This window comes from Oleiphilus sp. HI0117 (assembly GCF_001635235.1).
In genome coordinates this window covers 1-2,511 of the sequence record NZ_LWGA01000914.1, presented here as the reverse complement: position 1 = coordinate 2,511, position 2,511 = coordinate 1, and the positions used below count along the sequence as shown (strand labels likewise).

Below are 2,511 nucleotides of genomic sequence, written 5' to 3'. Positions count from 1 at the left end.
CAACGGCACCGTTCAATGCAATGGCGGTACCTATACCAATCCCCACAATCATAAAACCAATTTGGTTAATAAGGCTGTAGGCAAGTACTCGGCGGAGATCATTTTCGATAACTGCAAAGAAAATTGGAAAGCATGCCATGGTGACACCAATCCATACGAGAATTTCTTCACCGGGGTAGGCCCGAGCAAAAGCATACACCGCGACCTTTGTTGTGAACGAGGCTAAAAATATTGTTCCGCTTGGTGTCGCTTCAGGATACGAATCAGTTAACCAGTTGTGCATAAAAGGGAAGGCACACTTGATTCCGAAGGCGAAAAAGATTAGCCATGCACCAACTTGGGCGATGCCCTCATGCTGCAAGCCGATATGAGTGAATAGTAAGCTATTGTTAACGTGCGCGAAGATCAATAGACCTGCAAGTAACAAAACGCCAGATAATACTTGAATGATCAGATAGCGAATACCAGAAGAATAGGCTCGATCTGTTCGACGAGCCCAAATAAGAAATACGGATGTGAGTGCCAGTAACTCCCAGAAGACGAAAAGGGTAAGTAAGTCACCGGCAAATACTGCGCCGACAGCACTACCTGCGTAGGCGAGGCCTGCGACGTGCTGCACAGTATCCTTAACGTGCAAGGCGTAGATGATGGCGATTAGAGCAGCAAGATGGAAAAGATAGCCAAACATCAAGCTAAGTTTATCAACCTTAACTGGCTCTAGTGCATAGCCCATAAACTCCATAGACCAGAATACGCCATGCTCTAGGCCGACCAAGTTAAGAGCACCTAAAATGGGAGCCGCTAACATGATGAGGTTTCGTGTCCAGCCACGTAATAGTAACGCAGCTAAAGCACCTAGCATTAGGGGAAGAAATGGAATCACATTACTCATCGTAGTAATCTTCACCTCGCATCAGAAAGGTTCGCATCCATGTTGCTATGAAAACGAGAATAGAACAGCCTACAAAGCCGTAAATGGCATAAAAAGCAGGGAAGTTCTCCCAGCTGTGGTAAATATGGCGGTGAACAATAAAGTCAGCAATCACTAGCAAAGCACATGCGACATAAAATACTTTTAACATCTTTTTGACGTTTTCTGGCTTGTCGAACCAGCCATCTGAAGAGTGATGATCAGACATTTAGCCTTCCCCCATATTCGTTGATACACCTGGAATCAAATTTATTAGATCGATCAGGGGTTGAGGATAGAAGAACAAGGCAAGACATCCAAACGAAGTCACGCCAAGTGCTATTAAAATTGGTAACGGAGCCTCTTTAGTGTCCGACCATGCCCAAGGCTTAGATTCTTTTGCTTGGGTATTAAAGAATGCTTTGATTGGGATGGGCAAAAGATAAGCGATATTAAGCAAGGAACTTATCATTAGCACGGCGACAATGATGAGCTTGTCAGATTCAAGAGCGCCCATTGTCAGATACCACTTGCTCCAGGTTCCTGCCATAGGAGGAAGGCCAATTATACTTATTGCACCAATCGCAAAAGCAGCAAAGGTGAGTGGCATTTGCCGGCCAAGTCCCACCATGTCGCTGATGTTCTTTTTGTGACTGGCAACCATAATTGCACCGGCGCAGAAGAAGAGGGTGATTTTACCAACAGCATGTGTGGCGATATGTAAGGCAGCACCGGCATGGGCGATAGATGAAGCAAGCAGAGCACCCACGACAATGTAGCTTAGTTGACTTACTGTAGAGTAGGCCAGTCTAGCTTTCAGGTTGTCCTTAGTCATAGCAATGCAAGACGAGAGCAGTATCGTGGCAGCGCCGATATAGAGCATAATATCTGTGGTTGCGAGCTCTTTAAGCTGGTCGATCCCGAAGATATAAATAATTATTTTTAGGATACTAAACACGCCCGCTTTTACGACAGCGACAGCGTGTAGCAGTGCACTAACCGGTGTTGGCGCAACCATTGCGGCAGGTAGCCAGCGATGGAAAGGCATAATGGCTGCTTTACCAATGCCATAGCAGAATAGAACGAGTAGAACGCTAAGGACGGCCTTGCTGTGTGAATTATCAAAAATTCCACCTGCTTGGAAATCCAATGTGCCTGTTAAGCTGTAAGTACCCAAGACAGCAAAGAGTAAAAATGCGATTGATGTACTAAGCAAGATGCCGAGGTAAGTTCTGCCGCCTTGCTTGGCTGCTTCAGTCCCAGCATGTGTTACTAGTGGGTAAGTTGACAGTGTTAATACTTCATAAAATATGAATAGTGTTAGCAGGTTGCCTGAGAAGCAAATTGCCATAACGGAACTGATCGCCAGTGCGAAGCAGCAGAAAAATCGAGTTTGGTTTTCTTCATTGTGGCCTCGCATATAACCAATCGCGTAGATGCTGGTAATGATCCACAAGAAGCTCGCTACAATAGCGAAAAGTACGCCAAGGGGTTCAACTTCAAAGCTGATCCCAAGACCTGGAAATAAGTCGATAACATCAAGCTTAAGGGCAACACCCTGAAAGGTATAGTCGGTAATTGCTAATACGATAGAGAATAAG

General features: G+C 45.4%; 3 protein-coding genes. All 3 read right to left on the bottom strand.

The features are described from left to right. Window positions 1-892, bottom strand: an 892-nt coding sequence (locus tag A3757_RS16270) for a proton-conducting transporter membrane subunit (RefSeq protein WP_304439194.1), incomplete at its 3' end; no start/stop codon positions are given. Beyond that, window positions 885-1,139 carry a hypothetical protein gene (locus A3757_RS16265; RefSeq protein ID WP_068508488.1) on the bottom strand — a complete coding sequence of 85 codons (255 nt, stop codon included), beginning with the start codon at window positions 1,137-1,139 and terminating at the stop codon, window positions 885-887. The genes A3757_RS16265 and A3757_RS16270, both read right to left, overlap by 8 nt. Beyond that, window positions 1,140-2,511: proton-conducting transporter membrane subunit (locus A3757_RS16260; RefSeq protein ID WP_068739934.1), on the bottom strand; the 1,372-nt coding region annotated here is incomplete at its 5' end.

What these genes read in the sequence shown, in the direction of transcription:
- A3757_RS16265 (WP_068508488.1), bottom strand. Translation starts at nt 1,139, where the DNA reads ATGTCTGATCATCACTCTTCAGATGGCTGGTTCGACAAGCCAGAAAAC.